Annotated in this window: 11 protein-coding genes; 3 read left to right on the top strand and 8 right to left on the bottom strand. The window is 63.9% G+C overall.

The annotated features are described in order from the left end of the window. Positions 1–25: 25 nt before the first annotated feature. The 8 genes from IC762_RS33925 to IC762_RS33890 all read right to left on the bottom strand — a co-directional run bounded on the left by IC762_RS33925 (position 26) and on the right by IC762_RS33890 (position 8,398). On the bottom strand, positions 26–1,252 hold the full coding sequence (locus tag IC762_RS33925; protein ID WP_195786418.1) for an ABC transporter substrate-binding protein: 1,227 nt from the start codon (positions 1,250–1,252) through the stop codon (positions 26–28). Positions 1,253–1,417: 165 nt separating this feature from the next. Further along, positions 1,418–2,638, bottom strand: a complete 1,221-nt coding sequence (locus IC762_RS33920; RefSeq protein WP_195786417.1) for an ABC transporter substrate-binding protein — start codon at positions 2,636–2,638, stop codon at positions 1,418–1,420. Positions 2,639–2,756: 118 nt separating this feature from the next. Then, positions 2,757–3,986: an ABC transporter substrate-binding protein gene (locus IC762_RS33915; protein WP_195786416.1), complete on the bottom strand. Its 1,230-nt coding sequence runs from the start codon at positions 3,984–3,986 to the stop codon at positions 2,757–2,759. Positions 3,987–4,018: 32 nt separating this feature from the next. After that, positions 4,019–5,062: a branched-chain amino acid ABC transporter permease gene (locus tag IC762_RS33910; RefSeq protein ID WP_195786415.1), complete on the bottom strand. Its 1,044-nt coding sequence runs from the start codon at positions 5,060–5,062 to the stop codon at positions 4,019–4,021. A 2-nt stretch (positions 5,063–5,064) separates the two neighbouring features. Continuing rightward, positions 5,065–5,943 (bottom strand): branched-chain amino acid ABC transporter permease, encoded by an 879-nt coding sequence (locus tag IC762_RS33905; protein ID WP_195786414.1) that lies wholly within the window; start codon positions 5,941–5,943, stop codon positions 5,065–5,067. Between the two features lie 11 nt (positions 5,944–5,954). Then, positions 5,955–6,668, bottom strand: a complete 714-nt coding sequence (locus IC762_RS33900) for an ABC transporter ATP-binding protein (RefSeq protein WP_195786413.1) — start codon at positions 6,666–6,668, stop codon at positions 5,955–5,957. Continuing rightward, on the bottom strand, positions 6,665–7,462 hold the full coding sequence (locus IC762_RS33895; protein ID WP_195786412.1) for an ABC transporter ATP-binding protein: 798 nt from the start codon (positions 7,460–7,462) through the stop codon (positions 6,665–6,667). Before IC762_RS33895 ends, IC762_RS33900 begins: the two co-directional genes overlap by 4 nt. A gap of 69 nt (positions 7,463–7,531) precedes the next feature. Further along, positions 7,532–8,398, bottom strand: coding sequence for an IclR family transcriptional regulator (locus IC762_RS33890; RefSeq protein WP_195786411.1), 867 nt, complete (start codon positions 8,396–8,398; stop codon positions 7,532–7,534). 183 nt (positions 8,399–8,581) lie between these two features. On the opposite strand from IC762_RS33890, the gene IC762_RS33885 reads away from it, so the two are divergent. The 3 genes from IC762_RS33885 (at position 8,582) to pimC (ending at position 13,903) form a co-directional block, all read left to right on the top strand. Continuing rightward, positions 8,582–10,678: a 3-hydroxyacyl-CoA dehydrogenase NAD-binding domain-containing protein gene (locus IC762_RS33885; RefSeq protein WP_195786410.1), complete on the top strand. Its 2,097-nt coding sequence runs from the start codon at positions 8,582–8,584 to the stop codon at positions 10,676–10,678. Positions 10,679–10,853: 175 nt separating this feature from the next. Beyond that, positions 10,854–12,530 carry a dicarboxylate--CoA ligase PimA gene (pimA, locus tag IC762_RS33880; protein WP_195786409.1) on the top strand — a complete coding sequence of 559 codons (1,677 nt, stop codon included), beginning with the start codon at positions 10,854–10,856 and terminating at the stop codon, positions 12,528–12,530. A gap of 182 nt (positions 12,531–12,712) precedes the next feature. After that, positions 12,713–13,903 carry a pimeloyl-CoA dehydrogenase large subunit gene (gene pimC / locus IC762_RS33875; protein ID WP_195786408.1) on the top strand — a complete coding sequence of 397 codons (1,191 nt, stop codon included), beginning with the start codon at positions 12,713–12,715 and terminating at the stop codon, positions 13,901–13,903. Positions 13,904–13,941 lie beyond the last annotated feature (38 nt).

The following is a 13,941-nucleotide window of genomic DNA, read 5'->3' as shown; positions in this document are numbered from 1 at the left end:
AGGGGTGTCGCGATGCGGGAAGGGGTCAGCCGCCGACGTCGGCGCTGATCACGTCGCCGAACAGTTCCCACCGTTCGCCCTTGAACTTCATCAGCTGCAACTGGCTGATCGGGGCGAAATCGTTAGGAGCGGTGTTGATCTTGATGCCGGGCAGCAGCACCTCGGTGCGGAAGTCCTGCAAGTTCGCGGCCTGCTTCATGATGTTCTCGCGCGTCAGGTTGTCGCCGCACTGCTTGAGCACCTGCACCAGGGTCTGGGCCACGCCGAAGCCGGTCACGGTGCCGCCGTCGAGCTTGTCGCCCTCGGGGAAATCCTTCGTCATGAAGGCGTAAAACTCCTTCATGCCGGGATCATTGTCCCATTGCTTGTCGGAGGCGTCCTTCAGATAGGAGGCGGAGATAATGTCCTGCGCGTTCTCGTAGCCGGCGGGTCGGATCACGCTGCCGACCGACGCCGACACGTTGTTGAGGAAGTGGGTCGGCTTCCAGCCGATCTCGGGGATCTTCTTGATCGCCTGAGCCGCGAACTTCGGCGTCGTGATGTTGATGAAGACGTCGGCGCCGGAAGCCTTGAGCCTGACGATGTGGCTGTCGATCGACGGCTCGGAGGTCTCGTAGCTCTCCTCGGCGACGATCATGCCCGCGGCCTTCTGGCCGAGGCCATCCTTCAGGCCCTTCAGATAGTCCTTGCCGTAATCGTCGTTCTGGTACAGCACCGCGATCTTGGCGTTCGGCAGGTTCTTCAGGATGTACTTGGCGTAGATCTGGGTCTCGCTCTGGTAGTTGGGCTGCCAGCCCATGGTCCATGGAAAGTCCTTCGGATCGTTCCACTTGGTGGCGCCGGTGGCGACGAACAGCTGCGGCACCTTCTTCTGGTTCATGTATTTCTGGATCGCCGAGTTCGTCGGCGTGCCGAGCGAGTTGAAGATCAAGAGCACTTCGTCGCTCTCGACCAGCTTGCGCGCCTGCTCCACGGTTTTCGGCGGCGAATAGGCGTCGTCATAGGAGATGAAGTTGATCTTGCGGCCGTTGATGCCGCCGGCATCGTTGATCTTCTTGAAATAGGCGGCCTCGGTGCGGCCGATGATGCCGTAGGCGGACGCCGGACCGCTATACGGCATGATGTTGCCGATCTTGATCTCGGTGTCGGTGGCGCCGGTGTCGTATTTCTTCTGGGCCAGCGCGCTGCCGTTTGATACGGCAACGAGCACGCAGGCAGCCGCAAGGGCCGCCAATTGTCGCGTTGCGGACATGACGTCTCTCTCCTGTTGACGGTGATGTGTCACGGCCCCCTGTTTCGAGGGCTCTCTTGTTGGTCGATGAGACTAGCATTTTTCGTCGGAACCGTCCCAACGAAAAGCCCCCGCCGCACTGCGGCAGGGGCTGCGTCTTTAGTCGACCGTTGGGGCCGTATCGGATCAGTTGCTGAGATTGGCCGAGATGATGTCGCCGAACAGCTCCCACCTCTCGCCCTTGAAGCGCATCAATTGCAGTTGCTTGATCGGCGCGAAATCGGTGGCTGAGGTGTTGATGCTGATGCCGGGCAGCAGCGTGTCGGGGACGAACTCCTTCAGGCTCGCCGCCTGCTTCATGATGTTGGCGCGGGTGAGATCGTCACCGCACATCTGAAGCACCTTCACCATGGTTTGCGCGGCCGCGTAGCCGAACTCGGTGGCGCCGTCGAGCTTGTTGCCGTCCGGATAGGAGGTCTTGAGGAAGGCGGTGAACTTCTGCATCCCGCCATCCTTGTCCCATTGCGGGTCGGCGCCGTCCTTGAGATAGGAGGCCGACACGATGCCCTGCGAATTCTCGAAGCCCGCCGGCTGCATCACGCCGCCCAGGGAGGCCGAGACGTTGGAAAGGATGTGCAGCGGCGTCCAGGCGATCTCCGCTGCCTTCTTGATCGCCTGTGCCGCGAATTTCGGCGTCGTGATGCTGATCAGGGTGTCGGCGCCCGCGGCCTTCAGCTTGACGATGCGACTGTCGATCGTGGGCTCCGAGGTTTCATAGGCTTCCTCGGCGATGATCATCGATGCCTTGTCGCCGAAGGCGTCCTTCAGCCCCTTGAGATAATCCTTGCCGAAATCGTCGTTCTGGTAGAGCACGGCGACCTTGGCGTCCGGCTTTTGCTTCATGATGTATTTTGCGTAGACCCGCGCCTCGTCCTGGTAGGACGGCTGCCAGCCCATCGTCCACGGATAGTCCTTCGGGTCGTTCCATTTCGAGGCACCGGAGGCGACGAACAGCTGCGGCACCTGCTTCTCGTTCATGTATTTGCGGATCGCGGCGTTGGTCGCGGTGCCCAGCGAATTGAAGATCAGCAGCACCCCGTCGCTCTCGACCAGCTTGCGCGCCTGCTCCACCGTCTTCGCCGGCGAGTAGCCGTCGTCGTAGGAGATGAAGCTGATCTTGCGGCCGTTGATGCCGCCCTGGGCGTTGATCATCTTGAAATAGGCCGCCTCGGTCCTGCCGATCGTGCCATAGGCCGAGGCGGGGCCGCTGTAGGGCATGATGTTGCCGATCTTGATCTCGGCGTCGCTGGCTCCGGTGTCGTAGGCCTTCTGCGCCATCGCGACATTGCAGTGTGTCACGATCAGCGCGAGCGCCGAGAGCACCAGCGACAGGCGTCCTGCAGTCATGGTTTCCCCACCTCGTGTTTTTGGTCGATGCATTCAACACCACGGGCACCTGCCGTCAACAAAAAGCCCCCGCGACTGATATCGCGGGGGCGTATCGTTTTGTTTCCGCGGTGCAGCGTTATTCGGCGGCGACGTCGCCCGAAATGATCTCGCCGAACAGCTCCCATTTCTGGCCCTTGAAACGCTGCATCTGGAGCTGCGCGATCGGGGCGAAGTCGGTGGCCGAGGTGTTGATCTTCACGCCGGGCAGCAATGTGTCGGGCACAAAATCCTTCAGGCTCGCCGCCTGCTTCATGACGTTGGCGCGGGTAAGGTCGTCGCCGCACGTCTCGAGCACCTTGGCCAGCGTCTGCGCCGCGCCGTAGCCATAGACGACGCCGCTGTCGGTCTTGTCGGCGCCCGGCATGTACTTGTCGACGAACGCGGACCACTTCTTCATGCCGGGATCATTGCCCCATTGCGGGTCGGTGCCGTCCTTGGCATAGGCGGCCGAGAGCAGGCCCTGGGCATTCTCGAAGCCGGCCGGCTGCATCACGCTGCCGACCGAGATCGAGACGTTGGTGACGATCTGCAACGGCTTCCAGCCGAGCTCGCCCGTCTTCTTGATGGCCTGCGCGGCGAATTTCGGCGTCGCGTAGATCAGGAACACGTCGGGGTTGGCGGCCTTGATCTTGACGATATGGCCGTCGATCGACGGCTCGGACACTTCGTAGCTCTCCTCCATGATGATGCTGGAGGCGGCCTTGGCGCCGAAGCCGTCCTTGGTGCCCTTGAGGTAGTCTTTGCCGAAATCGTCGTTCTGGTAGAGGATCGCGACCTTGGCGTCGGGCTTCTCCTTCATCAGCCATTTGGCGTAGATCTGCGCCTCGCTCTGGTAGCTCGGCTGCCAGCCGATGGTCCATGGGAAATTCTTCGCGTCGTTCCACTTGGTGGCGCCGGTGGCGACGAACAGCTGCGGCACCTTCTTGGCGTTGAGATATTTCTGGATCGCGGTGTTCGACGGCGTGCCGAGCGGGTTGAACACGGCGAGCACTTCGTCGCTCTCGACCAGCTTGCGCACCTGCTCCACGGCCTTCGGCGGCGAATAGGCGTCGTCGTAGGTGACGAACGTGATCTTGCGGCCGTTGATGCCGCCCTGATCGTTGATCATCTTGAAATAGGCTTCCTCGGTCTTGCCGATCACGCCGTAGGCGGATGCCGGTCCCGAGTAGGGCATGATGTTGCCGATCTTGATCTCGCTATCGGACGCGCCGGTGTCGTATTTCTTCTGGGCGAACGCGGCCGTGGATGTCGCAGCAACAGCGACGATCGCCGCGGAAATCGCGGCGATCCGAAGGGTGGAACGCATAATGTCTCCTGGTTTTCTCAACTTGCAGATTGCTAGCTCTTCTTGAGCTTGGCGACCAATTGCTGGGCAATGATCGCGACCTGCCTGGCGCCGTGCGGCACGAGGAAGATGACGAGGAACAGCAGCACGCCGAACACCGCGCCGGACAGGCCCTTGGAAACGCTCTCGGCGATGTTGGGCACGAAGATGATGAACGCGCTGCCGACGATCGAGCCGGGCAGCCAGCCGACGCCGCCGACCACCATGCCGAGGAACAGCGAGATCGCGAGCTGGATGGTGTAGCCGTCGGGTGCCACGAACTGCACGGCGATGGCGCCGAGACCGCCGGCGACGCCGGTGATGCCGGCCGAGACGCCGAACGCCAGCGTCTTGTACAGCGCGACGTCGACACCCATCGCGGAGGCCGCGATCTCGTTGTCGCGGATCGCCATGAAGGCGCGGCCCGAACGCGAGCGCAACAGGTTCACCGAGGCGGCGTAGATCGCGATCGAGACCACCAGCGTGAAGTAATAGAGCCAGATGTCCTGCGAGATGGTCTTGCCGAACCATGACGCCACGGTCTGCAGGAACTCGGGCGCATCCGGCTTGGTCACGACCAGGCCCTGCACGCCGCCGGTCCAGTATTCGAAATAGCCGAGTTTCAGGAGCTGCGGCATCGCGGTGGCGAGCGCGAAGGTCGCGAGCGCCAGGTAGACGCCGCTCAGTCGCAGCGCCGGCTGGCCGAACAGGAAGCCGAAGGCGAAGCAGACGACGCCGGCGATCGGCAGCGTCAGGGCATAGTTCATGCCCGCATGCTCCATCAGGATCGCCGAGGTATAGGCGCCGACCGCGTAGAACGCGCTCTGGCCGAGCGAGAACTGGCCGCTTCCGCCGGTCAGGATGTTCAGCGCCATCACTGCCAGCGCGTAGATCAGGAGCATCGTCAGCTGGAAGACGATGAAGTTCTTGACCAGCAGCGGGATGACGATGAGCGCGACCAGCACCACCAGCGAGGTGCCGTGGCCCAGCGTCATGGCGCGCTTCGGAACGGCCTCGACGGCCGGGGCTTCTGTGACGACGTCTTCAACGGCGCTCATGATCAAACTCGCTTGACGATGGCGCGGCCGAACAGGCCTGCCGGTTTGACGACCAGGACGACGATGATCAGCGCAAGCGCGATCGGAAGTTTCAGCTCATTGCCGACGCCGGGGATGTAGGTGCCGACCAGGTTCTCGAAGATGCCGACCAGGAAGCCGCCGACCACGGCGCCGAACGGCGAGCTCAGTCCGCCCAGCACCGCCGAGGCGAAACCGTAGATCAAGACGCCCAGCATCATGTTGGGCTCCAGGAACACGACCGGCGCGATCAGCATGCCCGCGATCGAGCCGATCGCCGCCGCCATGCCCCAGCCGAGCGCGATCATCCACGACGTGTTGATGCCGACCAGCCGCGCCGATTCAGGCAGCGCGGCGGCCGCCCGCATCGCGAGACCGACCCGCGTGAAGCGGAAGAAGAAGAACAGCAGGATCAGCAGCAGGATGGTGACGCCGATCATGCCGGCCTGGTGGGTCGAGATCAGCTGGCTGCCGAGGAACGGCGAGGAGCCGAACGGCGTCGGATACTGCTTGATGGTGAAGTCCCAGATCAGGCCGGCGACCGAGTTGATGATCGCGTACAGCGCGATGAAGCCGGCGACGTTGGTCAGGATCGGCGCCTTCGCCAGCGGCTTGAACAGCAGCCGCTCGATCGCGATGCCGGCGAGGAACGAGAACGCGACCGTGAGCACGAAGGCGCCCCAATACGGCACGCCCCATTGCATCAGCTGCCAGGAAATGAAGGTCGAGAACATCGCCATTTCGCCCTGGGCGAAATTCAGATGGTCGATCGCCTGGTAGATCATGACCACGGCCAGCGCCATGCAGGCGTAGATCGCGCCGGTGGCGATGCCGGCCAGGACCTGGTTGGCAAAAAGCTCCATGGCCTGCTCCCTCAATAGCCGAGATAGGATTTGCGGACGTCTTCGTTGGTCGCGATGTCCTTGGCGTCGCCCGACATCACGATCCGTCCGGTTTCGATCACATGGGCCTGGTCGGCGAGCTCGAGCGCGAGCTGCGCATTCTGCTCGACCACCAGGATGGTCACCTTTTCCTCGCGGTTGATCTTGCCGAGGATGCCGAACAGGTCGCGCACGATCAGCGGCGCCAGTCCGAACGACGGCTCGTCGAGCAGCATCAGCCGCGGCCGCAGCATCAGCGCGCGCGCCACCGCGAGCATCTGCTGCTCGCCGCCCGACAACGTGCCGGCCTGCTGCGAATAGCGCTCCTTCAGCTTCGGGAAGTGCGTATACATCCGCTCGATGTCGTCGACGATGGCCTTCTTGTCGCTGCGGGTGATGGCGCCGAGCTGCAGGTTTTCCTCCACCGTCATGGTGGTGAAGGTGCCGCGGCCCTGCGGCACGTGGGCGATGCCGAGGCGGACCACGTTCTCGGTGGAGCGGGTGCCGATCGGCTTGCCCTCGAACTCGATCGACCCGGTCGAGCGCACCATGTTGCAGATCGCCCGCAAGGTCGTGGTCTTGCCGGCGCCGTTGGCGCCGAGCAGCGTGGTCAGCGATCCCTCGTTGAGCGAGAAGTTGAGGCCGTGCAGGGCCTGGACCTGACCGTAATAGGCGCGCAGGTCCTTGACGTTGAGCATCGCGGTCATTGGTCCTTGCTCCCCAGATAGGCCTTGATGACATCCGGGTCGGCCTGGATCTGGGCCGGCGTGCCCTCGGCGAGCTTGCGGCCGAAATTGAGCGCGACGACGTGGTCGGCGATCGACATCACGAGGCCCATGTGATGCTCGACCAGCAGCACGGTGATTCTGCGGTCGTCGCGGATTTTGCGGATGAGGTCGCCGAGCACGTGGACTTCCTCATGATTGAGGCCGCCGGCCGGCTCGTCGAGCAGCAGGATCTTCGGATCTGCGGCCAAAGCGCGCGCCAGCTCGACGCGCTTCTGGGTGCCGAACGGCAGGCCCGACACCACGGTGTGGGCGACGTCCTCGAGGTCGAGATAGCCGAGGATCTCGTGCACCTTCCTGTTCATGTCGGCTTCGCCGCGGCGGACCCAGGCGAGACGCAGCGAGTCGCTGACGATGTCGCTCGAGGTGCGGGCATGGGCGCCGACCCGCACATTGTCGATCACCGACAGGTTGGGAAACAGCGCGACGTTCTGGAAGGTGCGGCCGATGCCGATCTCGGCGATGCGGTGCGGCGGGCGCGTCAGGATGCTCTTGCCGTCCATCAGGATGTCGCCCGACGAAGGCTGGTAGAGCCGTGACAGGCAGTTGAACAGCGTGGTCTTGCCGGCGCCGTTCGGTCCGATCAGGCCGAGGATCTGGCCATGGCGCATGTCAAAAGACACGCCGTTCAGCGCGATGATGCCGCCGAACACGACGCTGACGTCGCGAACCGCGAGCAGAGGATCGCTCCCCTGCGCGAGCTGTGCCTGCGTCATCTCGTCTCGCCCGCCGTCTTCGAGCGGTGCGAGCGACCTTGCGACGTGCTTCGCGGGTCGCGATGGAGGCTATCTGATCCCCTCGGACAAACGTGCAACTTTCCCTCCTACTCTGGACTTCTTGCGGTCTTCTTTTTTGAATTGCGGCGCCATCCCACCGAGCGCCTGTTCGATGTTCCTTACCATCGCGACAAGGCGAGGTCCAATGTCGTTCAGCAATCGGTCTTCCGTGAAGCGGAATGCCGGTGCGCCGCAATTGAAGGCGTAAGGACCGGTTCCGTCATTCAACGTCAATGCAACGCCGACGGCGGCGACGTCGTCCTGCCAATCGCCGGCGGACATCGTGAAGCCGTACTTCGCCACCGTCTCGCCGGAGCGCTCGATGCCGTCGCGCATCTTGGTCCAGCGGCTTCCATAGTGATCGCGCAACTCGCGTAATAAAGCGGCTCGATCGTCCGGCGGCAATGCCCAAATATAGGCACGGCCCATCGCGGTGGTTGCGATCGGCACCCGCGAGCCGACGTCGAGTTGCACGCCGAGCGCCAGGCCGTTCCGGCTCTGGCCGAAATAGATCATGCTGTGGCGATCGCGGCCGCCGACGGCGACCGCACCACCGGTCGCGCGCATCACTTCTTCTCGATAGGGCTCGGACAAATGCCGAACGCCGAGATTGGCGAGCGCCGCATAACCGAGCGCCATCGCCGACGGCGCAAGCTGGTACTTCTCGAATTTCGGTACGGGTGTAAGGTATCCCAGCTTGGTCAACGTATAGGTCAGCCGGGAAATGGTCGGCTTCGGCAGCCTGGTGCGGGCGGCGATCTCCTGATTGCCGAGCAGCCCGTCATTGGGCTGGAAGGCGCGCAGGACATCGAGCCCGCGGGAAAGCGCGACGACGAAATTGCGATCGGTCGCTGCTTTCTTGCCAGAACGCTTCATTCCCTGCCGCTTTGTGATGCTCGTTGACAAGGCTCGTGCTTCAAAATAACCCTCCGTGTCAAGATGCGGAATTCAATTTCGCAGTGCGAAATTAGTATGAAGCGGTCGCGAGCGTAGCGGCTCGACGCAAGTCGCGCAGCTACTCAACACAAGTTCAAGAACAAGCATCCAGGGAGAGTCCCGGTGAGTGAAGTCGTCAGTTTCGAACGTCATGACAACATTGCCGTCGTCACGGTTAACAGTCCCCCTGTGAACGCGCTGAGCGCAGCGGTGCGCGGCGGCATTTTCGACGGCGTGAAGCGCGCGATCGACGATCCGCAGGTCGCGGGCATCGTGCTGACCTGCGCGGGCCGCACCTTCATCGCCGGCGCCGACATCACCGAATTCGGCAAGCCGCCGAAGCCGCCCGGCCTCGCGGAAGTGCTCGAGCTGATGGAAAATTCGCCGAAGCCGATCGTTGCGGCGATCCACGGCAACGCGCTCGGCGGCGGCCTCGAGGTCGCGCTGGCCTGCCACTATCGCGTCGCCACCAAGGACGCCAGGCTCGGCCTGCCCGAGGTGAAGCTCGGCCTGCTGCCGGGCGCCGGCGGCACCCAGCGGCTGCCGCGCGCGGTCGGTCCCGAACTCGCGGTCAAGATGATCGTCGGCGGCGATCCGATCGGCGCTGACGCGGCGCTGAAGGCCGGCCTGATCGAGGAGATCGTCGAAAGCCCGGCGTCGGGCGGTGAGGCATTTGCGCGCAAGGTGCTTGCCGAGAAGCGTCCGCTGCGCAAGCTGCGCGACGACGATTCCAAGCTCGCAGCCGCCAAGGCCGATCGCTCGATCTTCACCAACGCAGTCGCCGCGCTGACCAAGAAGTCGCGCGGCCTGGAGGCGCCGTTCGCTGCGGCCGACGCCGTCGGCGCCGCGATCGATCTGCCGTTCGACGAGGGCCTGAAGAAGGAGCGCGAGGGTTTTCTCAAGCTGATGAACGGCCCTCAGTCCAAGGCACAGCGCTACGCCTTCTTCGCAGAGCGCGAGGCCGCCAAGGTCGACGGCGTGCCAGAGGGCACCAAGTCGCGCAACGTGGCGCGCGTCGCGATTCTCGGCGCCGGCACCATGGGCGGCGGCATTGCGATGTCGTTTGTCAATGCAGGCATCCCGGTTACGCTGATCGAGACCGGCGAGGAGCAGCTCAAGCGCGGCATGGGCATCATGCAGAAGAACTACGAGGCCACCGCGGCGCGCGGCGGCATCCCGGCGGACGCGCCGGCCAAGCGCATGGGGCTGATCAATGGTGTCGTCGGCATCGAGAATGTCGGCGACGCCGATCTCGTGATCGAGGCGGTGTTCGAGACCATGGCAGTCAAGAAGGAAGTGTTCGGCAAGCTCGACCAGTACGCCAAGCCCGGCGCGGTGCTCGCCTCCAACACCTCCTATCTCAACATCGACGAGATCGCGCAGTCGACCAAGCGTCCGCAAGACGTGCTCGGCATGCACTTCTTCTCGCCTGCCAACGTCATGAAGCTGTGCGAGATCGTGCGCGCCGACAAGACCGCGCCGGACGCGCTGGTCACCGCGGTGTCGATCGCGCGCAAGATCGCCAAGGTGCCGGCGGTGGTCGGCGTCTGCGACGGCTTCGTCGGCAACCGCATGCTGGCGCAGCGCGGCAAGCAGTCCGAGAAGCTGTTGTTCGAAGGCGCGCTGCCGCAGCAGGTCGACGCGGTCGTGACCAAGTTCGGCATGCCGATGGGCCCGTTCGCGATGGGCGATCTCGCCGGCCTCGACATCGGCTGGCGCTCGCGCAAGGACCGCGGCATCAAGTCGGAAATCGCGGATGCGCTGTGCGAAGCGGGCCGCTTCGGCCAGAAGACCGGCAAGGGCTACTACAAGTATGAGCCGGGCTCGCGCTCGGCGCTGCCCGATCCGGAGGTCGAGAAGCTGATCGACGAGACGTTGGCGCGGCTCGGCCGCAAGAAGCGCGTCGTCAGCGACGACGAGATCCTCGAGCGCATGATGTACCCGATGATCAACGAGGGCGCGAAGATCCTCGCCGAGGGCATCGCGGCGCGGCCGAGCGACATCGACGTGGTCTGGCTGTACGGCTATGGCTGGCCGATCTACCGCGGCGGTCCGATGTACTGGGCCGACACCGTCGGCCTCAAGCACATCGCCGATCGTCTTGCCTTCTACGCCAAGGAGACCAACGATCCCTCGCTGGAGCCGGCGCCGCTGCTGAAGAAGCTCGCCGACGAAGGCAAGACCTTCGCCTCGCTCGCCGCGCCGTCGAAGGCGGCGTGATTGGCTTCCCGGCCACGGGCTCGATCGTAGGGTTCCCTCCCCCCTTGCGGGGGAGGGTTAGGGAGAGGGGTGGCCGCATCGGGACTGCCCGAGTGGTACCCCTTCCCCCAACCCCTCCCCGCAAGGGGGAGGGGAGCCCACGCAGCGGGCTCACCTCACAGATGCAAGAGTCTTCATGACCTATCCCGGCGAACAATATTATCCTGATGGCGTGCAGTGGAGCGACGCGATTGCCCGTGGCACGCTGCCGGACCTGCTGTCGACCGCCGCTGCCGAGTACGGCGCGCGGCCGGTGCTCGAATTTCGTGACCGTCCGATCAGCTATAGCGAGCTCGAGACCCTGGTCGAAACCGCTGCTGCCGCATTCATGCGCGCGGGCTACGGCAAGGGTACCTCGATCGCGCTGTTCCTCGGCAACACGCCGGATCATCCGATCAATTTCTTCGGTGCGCTGAAGGCCGGCGCCCGCGTCGTGCATCTGTCGCCGCTCGACGGCGAGATTGCGCTGTCGCACAAGCTGTCGGATTCCGGCGCGCGGGTGCTGGTCACCAGCAACCTGTCGGCGCTGCTGCCGACCGCGCTGAAATTCCTCGCCAAGGGCCTGCTCGATCGCCTGATCGTTTGCGAGGACGATCATTGGGGCAAGGTCGGTACGCCACAGGCGGCGCTACCCGATGATCCCCGGATCATCACCCGCCCGCAGTTCATCGCTGGTGCGACCAGGCCGACGCAATGGCCGGCCGTCGACGTCGAGGACGTCGCGCTGCTGCAATATACCGGCGGCACCACGGGCCTGCCCAAGGGCGCGATGCTGAGCCACGGCAACCTCACCGCGGCGGTCTCGATCTACGACGTCTGGGGCAAACCGTCGCGGCTCGAGCGCCATGCAGTCGAGCGCGTGATCTGCGTGCTGCCGCTGTTCCACATCTACGCGCTGACCGTGGTGCTGCTCTCGACGATCCGCCGCGGCCATCTGATCTCGCTGCACCAGCGCTTCGACGTCGAGGCCGTGATGCGCGATATCGAGGTCAAGCGCGCCACCGTCTTCCCCGGCGTGCCGACGATGTGGATCGCGATCGCCGCATTGCCCGATCTCGACAAACGCGATCTTTCCTCGCTGGTGGTCGCCGGCTCCGGCGGCGCGCCGCTGCCGGTCGAGGTGGCAAATATCTTCGAGCGCCGCGTCGGCATGAAGCTGAAGAGCGGCTGGGGCATGACCGAGACCTGCTCTCCCGGTACCGGTCATCCGAAAGAGGGGCCGGAGAAGCCTGGCTCGATCGGACTGATGCTGCCCGGCATCGAGATGGACGTGGTGTCGCTGGAGGATTCCACCAAGGTGATGCCGACAGGCGAGGTCGGCGAAATCCGCATCCGCGGCCCGAACGTGACCAAGGGCTACTGGAACAGGCCGAAGGAAACGGCAGAAGCCTTCGTCGGCGACCGCTTCCTGACCGGCGACATCGGCTACATGGACGCCGACGGCTATTTCTATCTGGTCGATCGCAAGAAGGACATGATCATCTCCGGCGGCTTCAACGTCTATCCGCAGATGATCGAGCAGGCGATCTACACCCACCCCGCCGTGCAGGAGGTGATCGTGATCGGGATTCCCGACGATTACCGCGGCGAGGCGGCGAAAGCCTTCATCAAGCTGCGCGAAGGGCAGGCGCCGTTCTCGGTCGACGAGCTGCGCGCCTTCCTGACCGGCAAGCTCGGCAAGCATGAATTGCCCGCCGCGGTCGAGTTCGTCGCCGAGCTGCCGCGGACGCCGGTCGGCAAACTGTCGCGCCACGAACTGCGCCAGCAGCAGCCGAATGCGGCTCAACCCAAACTGCAACAGGTGCGTTCGTGAGTGGCGACATGGTGCAATGAATCCGTCGTCCTGGCGAAAGCCAGGACCATACGCCGCGGCCTAGGTAAGAGGCACAAGCGGCAGCCGGCTTTGTCGAACGCGGGGCCGGTGGTTATGGGTCCTGGCTTTCGCCAGGACGACATCGAGAATGATGAGGCGTTGAACTGTAAAAGGAGGATCCGATGGATCTCGCTTTCACCAAGGAAGAGATCGCGTTTCGCGAGGAAGTACGGGAGTTCTTCAAGAACAACGTTCCGCCGGAGACGCGGCGTAAGCTGCAGGAAGGCCGCCATCTGTCGAAGGACGAGATGGTCACCTGGTGGCGCATCCTCAACAAGAAGGGCTGGGGCGTCACCCACTGGCCGAAGGAATATGGCGGCACCGGCTGGACCACCGTGCAGCACTACATCTTCAACGAGGAACTGCAGTCCTATCCGGCGCCGCAGCCGCTCGCCTTCGGCGTCAGCATGGTCGGCCCGGTCATCTACACCTTCGGCAACGAGAAGCAGAAGAAGGAATATTTGCCGCGCATCGCCAGTGTCGACGACTGGTGGTGCCAGGGCTTTTCGGAGCCGGGCTCGGGATCGGACCTCGCCTCGCTGAAGACCAAGGCCGAGCGCCGCGGCGACAAGTGGATCATCAACGGCCAGAAGACCTGGACCACGCTCGCCCAGCATGCCGACATGATCTTCTGCCTGTGCCGCACCGACAACAATGCGAAGAAGCAGATGGGCATCTCCTTCATCGTGTTCTCGATGAAGTCGAAGGGCGTCACCGTGCGCCCGATCCAGACCATCGACGGCGGCCACGAGGTCAACGAAGTGTTCTTCGACGACGTCGAGGTGCCCTACGAGAACCTGATCGGCGAAGAGAACAAGGGTTGGGACTACGCCAAATTCCTGCTCGGCAATGAGCGCACCGGCATCGCCCGGGTCGGCGTCTCCAAGGAGCGGCTGCGCCGCATCCGTGCGCTGGCCTCCAAGGTCGAGTCCGGCGGCCGTCCTGTCATCGAGGACCCCGCGTTCCGCGAGAAGCTCACCGCATGCGAGATCGAGCTCAAGGCGCTCGAACTGACGCAACTGCGTGTCGTCGCCGACGAGGGCAAGCACGGCAAGGGCAAGCCCAATCCGGCATCCTCGGTGCTCAAGATCAAGGGCTCGGAGATCCAGCAGACCACGACCGAGCTGCTGATGGAGATCATCGGCCCGTTCGCCGCACCCTATGACGAGCATGGCGATGCCGGCTCGAACGAGAGCATGGATTGGACCGCGCAGATCGCGCCGAGCTACTTCAACAACCGCAAGGTCTCGATCTACGGCGGCTCCAACGAGATCCAGCGCAACATCATCAGCAAGGCGGTGCTCGGGCTGTAACCGCACATTCAACTGTCGTCCCCCGCGCATGCGGGGGA

The organism is Bradyrhizobium genosp. L (assembly GCF_015624485.1).
Lineage (GTDB): Bacteria > Pseudomonadota > Alphaproteobacteria > Rhizobiales > Xanthobacteraceae > Bradyrhizobium.
This window is presented reverse-complemented; position numbering and strand designations above follow the sequence as displayed.

What these genes read in the sequence shown, in the direction of transcription:
- IC762_RS33890 (WP_195786411.1), bottom strand. Translation starts at nt 8,398, where the DNA reads ATGAAGCGTTCTGGCAAGAAAGCAGCGACCGATCGCAATTTCGTCGTC.
- pimC (WP_195786408.1), top strand. Translation starts at nt 12,713, where the DNA reads ATGGATCTCGCTTTCACCAAGGAAGAGATCGCGTTTCGCGAGGAAGTA.
- IC762_RS33915 (WP_195786416.1), bottom strand. Translation starts at nt 3,986, where the DNA reads ATGCGTTCCACCCTTCGGATCGCCGCGATTTCCGCGGCGATCGTCGCT.
- IC762_RS33910 (WP_195786415.1), bottom strand. Translation starts at nt 5,062, where the DNA reads ATGAGCGCCGTTGAAGACGTCGTCACAGAAGCCCCGGCCGTCGAGGCC.
- IC762_RS33895 (WP_195786412.1), bottom strand. Translation starts at nt 7,462, where the DNA reads ATGACGCAGGCACAGCTCGCGCAGGGGAGCGATCCTCTGCTCGCGGTT.
- pimA (WP_195786409.1), top strand. Translation starts at nt 10,854, where the DNA reads ATGACCTATCCCGGCGAACAATATTATCCTGATGGCGTGCAGTGGAGC.
- IC762_RS33925 (WP_195786418.1), bottom strand. Translation starts at nt 1,252, where the DNA reads ATGTCCGCAACGCGACAATTGGCGGCCCTTGCGGCTGCCTGCGTGCTC.
- IC762_RS33900 (WP_195786413.1), bottom strand. Translation starts at nt 6,668, where the DNA reads ATGACCGCGATGCTCAACGTCAAGGACCTGCGCGCCTATTACGGTCAG.
- IC762_RS33920 (WP_195786417.1), bottom strand. Translation starts at nt 2,638, where the DNA reads ATGACTGCAGGACGCCTGTCGCTGGTGCTCTCGGCGCTCGCGCTGATC.
- IC762_RS33905 (WP_195786414.1), bottom strand. Translation starts at nt 5,943, where the DNA reads ATGGAGCTTTTTGCCAACCAGGTCCTGGCCGGCATCGCCACCGGCGCG.